This is a genomic window from Mesorhizobium sp. M7A.F.Ca.CA.004.06.1.1 (genome assembly GCF_003999135.1).
GTDB lineage: Bacteria > Pseudomonadota > Alphaproteobacteria > Rhizobiales > Rhizobiaceae > Mesorhizobium.
Window position 1 is genome coordinate 1 of record NZ_RZPQ01000669.1, and the last position, 3,328, is coordinate 3,328.

The window sequence follows — 3,328 nt, forward strand, 5'->3', positions numbered from 1 at the left end:
GTGGCACCAGAGCCAGGATGACGGCGAAGGCCGCCACGCCGACCAATGTCACCGCCCAGAAGGTCGCTCGCCAGCCGAAGGCCTGGCCGAGCCAGGTGCCGAAGGGCACGCCGAGGATGTTGGCGATGGTCAGACCGGTGAACATCAGCGCGATCGCCGAGGCTTGTCTGTTGGGTGCGACCAGCCCGGTGGCGACGACAGAGCCGACGCCAAAGAATGTGCCGTGGGCGAAGGCGGTGATAATGCGGGCGCCCATCAGCGTCCAGTAATCGGGGGCCAGCGCACAGGCGAGATTGCCAAGCGTGAAGATCGCCATCAGTGCCAGAAGCACGGTCTTGCGTGGCCAGTTGCCGGTGGCGATGGTCAGCAGGGGCGCGCCGATGACGACGCCGAGCGCATAGCCCGAAATGAGCTGGCCGGCGGCCGTGATCGAAACGCCGAGATCCTTGCTGACATCGAGCAGCAGACCCATGATGACGAATTCGGTGACGCCGATGCCGAAGGCACCGGCGGCAAGCGCGTAAAGAGCAAGAGGCATGGCGGTTTCCACTTCGATGGCGAAGAGCGCCGTCCCGCGCCCCGACCCCTGAGATCGTGCTTCCCTGCATTGTGAACCAGACTTGCCTTGGGCACATTTTCTGTGAAATAGATTCACAAATGGCCAGGCCCGATATCAATCGCTCCGGCGAGATCGAAGTGTTCGTGCGCGTCGTCGAGGAAGGCAGTTTTTCCTCCGCGGCACGCGCGTTGCGCATGACACCGTCGGCGGTGAGCAAGCTGATCGCGCGGCTGGAGGCCCGGCTTGGCGCGCGGCTGGTCAGCCGCTCGACGCGAAAGCTGCAACTGACGCCGGAAGGTACCGCGTTCTACGAGAGCGGCCTGCGCATCCTCGCCGACATGGCGGCGGCCGAGCAGGAGGCGGCGGCGGGTGCTTCACCGCGCGGACGGTTGCGCGTCAACAGCTACGTGCCCTTCGGGGTACACCGGCTGATCCCGCTTCTGCCACGCTTCCTCGAACGCTACCCCGAGATTTCGGTCGATCTGGTGCTGACCGACAGCGTCATCGACCTGATGGCGGAACGCGCCGATGTCGCTATCCGTGCCGGGCCGCTGAGTGAGTCACGGCTGGTGGCGCGCAAGCTGGGGCAAAGCCCTGTGGTGGTCGTTGCAGCACCTTCCTACCTCGAAACGCAGGGCACGCCGCTGACGCCAGCCGATCTCGACAGGAATAACCGCATGGGCTTCGGCTTCGTCAGGCATCTCGATGGCTGGCCGTTCCTCGACGCGGACGGCCGCGCCATCATGGTTCCCATCACCGGCAACACGCTGGTCAGCGATGGTGAGGCGATGCGGCTGATGGCGCTGGCGGGCGCAGGCATCGCCCGGCTGGCGCGCTGGCATGTGGCGGAAGACATGGCGGCCGGCCGGCTGGTGTCGCTGCTGGAGGCATTCAATCCGGGCGACGAGGAGCCGACCCACGCCGTCTATGTCGGCCAGGGCCGGCATCTGCCGGCGCGGGTGCGTGCCTTTCTCGATTTTCTCGGAGAGAGCGTCCGGCTGAGCTGACATCTCCGGAGCCACGGCTCCCGGGATGTCAGCGTGGGCTGTATTTATGCTTTCGGCGTGAACGGCGCCGGGCGGCGGCCCACTGCCTGGCGCTCCAGCATCCAGCCGGGATATTCGGACGGCAGGGCGCTGACCTCGTCGAGACGAAGCAGATCGTCGGTGTCGAGCTTCACTTCAGTCGCGGCAAGGTTCTGCTCCAGCTGCTCCATGCGGCTGGCGCCGATGATGACGCTCATCACGAAGGGCTTGGCCAGGACATAGCCGAGCGCCACCGTGGCGACGCTGACATCATGCTTTTTGGCGATTTCGCGCATGACGGCCACCGCGGCCCAGGCGCGGTCTTCGTTGACCGGCGGGAAGTTGAAGGACGCGCGGCGGCCTTCGCCATTGCCGGGCGCGCCGGGGCCGTACTTGCCGGAGAGCAGGCCACCGGCCATCGGCGACCACACCATCAGGCCGAGCTTCTCTTCGTTGAGCAGCGGCACGATCTCGCGCTCGAGGTCGCGGCCGGCGATCGAATAATAGGACTGGACGGTCTCGAAACGGGCAAAGCCCTTGCGCTCGGCGATGCCGAGCGCCTTGGCGATGCGCCATGCCGCCCAGTTGGAGACGCCGACATAGCGAACCTTGCCGCTGGCAACGAGATCGTCGAGCGCCCGCAGCGTTTCGTCGATCGGCGTCACGGTGTCGGTGCCGTGCAGCTGGTAAAGATCGATATGGTCGAGCTGCAGCCGCTCTAAGCTGGCATCGACCGAGTCCATGATGTGGCCGCGTGACGAGCCGCGCTGGTTGGAGCCTTCGCCCATGGCGCCATGCGCCTTGGTGGCGATGACCACGTTCTGCCTGTTCACACCGAGATCCCTGAGCGACTGGCCGAGCAGCCGTTCGGATTCGCCAAAGGAGTAGACGTCGGCCGTATCGAAGAAATTCACGCCGGCGGCGAGCGAATGGGCAACGATCTCGTTGACACCCTTCTGGTCGAGGCTGGCGATCAGGCCCCATTGGGCATTCTGACCGGCGGCGCCGAAGGTCATGGTGCCGAGGCACAGTTCGGAGACGAACATCCCCGTATTTCCAAGCTGGTTGTAGCGCATGGTGGCGGCTCCAGAGAGTTTGTGATGACGCAAAGCAAATAGGAACGGTACGTTTCGTTTCCAATTGCTGGCTCAACGAGCCCGCCGAGTTGGCCTATAACCCCTCACCGCATCTAATGCCGCCATCAGAAAAGCGCCCGCTGCATTCACCGAACGAGGTTCGCATGAGTATGCGGATTATAAGTCTATAACTCGGATCTTCGTCTTCGGGCGGCGATTGACCTCCTCGACGAAGTCGTCATCCCACACGGGACCTGAGAGAAGATATTCCGCAAGCGAAGGTGTTGCGCCGACCAGTCGGTCGTAGTCCTCGGGGGAGAGTACGACAGCAGTTGGCTTTCCGCGCACCGTGATGGTTTGTGGCCCTTGTTCCCGCGCCTGCCGTACGAGTTTCGCCAGATTGTTCTTCGCGTCCTTAAGATGCCAGTTCAAGGGCACTACTCGCTAGATGGCTTCGCTAGTCATATACCAGATGCCGTTGAAGCATGGCAGGGTTTCCGCTCGAACAGATGTGTTCGCTAGTTCCTCGACATGGGTTGGAAGCTATTGGCAGCGAGAATCTATAGCCTCTTTCGGCGGCAGATCGCAAACCTCGGGGATTGGCCTAAACATCTCTCTCGTCGTCATCCACGGGCGGAGCAAGGAGCGCAGCGACGCAGCGCAGACCC

4 protein-coding genes are annotated in these 3,328 nt (G+C 63.6%); 1 reads left to right on the plus strand and 3 read right to left on the minus strand.

The annotated features are described in order from the left end of the window. Positions 1 to 538, minus strand: a 538-nt coding sequence (locus EN906_RS28015) for an MFS transporter (RefSeq protein ID WP_164777407.1), incomplete at its 3' end; no start/stop codon positions are given. A gap of 119 nt (positions 539 to 657) precedes the next feature. Here EN906_RS28015 and EN906_RS28020 point away from each other — a divergent pair. Then, positions 658 to 1,566, plus strand: coding sequence for a LysR substrate-binding domain-containing protein (locus tag EN906_RS28020; RefSeq protein WP_127268246.1), 909 nt, complete (start codon positions 658 to 660; stop codon positions 1,564 to 1,566). Between the two features lie 44 nt (positions 1,567 to 1,610). Here the strand turns inward: EN906_RS28020 and EN906_RS28025 are convergent, their stop codons facing one another. Then, positions 1,611 to 2,660, minus strand: a complete 1,050-nt coding sequence (locus tag EN906_RS28025) for an aldo/keto reductase (protein WP_127268247.1) — start codon at positions 2,658 to 2,660, stop codon at positions 1,611 to 1,613. Positions 2,661 to 2,837: 177 nt separating this feature from the next. After that, positions 2,838 to 3,092 carry a type II toxin-antitoxin system Phd/YefM family antitoxin gene (locus EN906_RS28030; RefSeq protein ID WP_127268248.1) on the minus strand — a complete coding sequence of 85 codons (255 nt, stop codon included), beginning with the start codon at positions 3,090 to 3,092 and terminating at the stop codon, positions 2,838 to 2,840. Positions 3,093 to 3,328 lie beyond the last annotated feature (236 nt).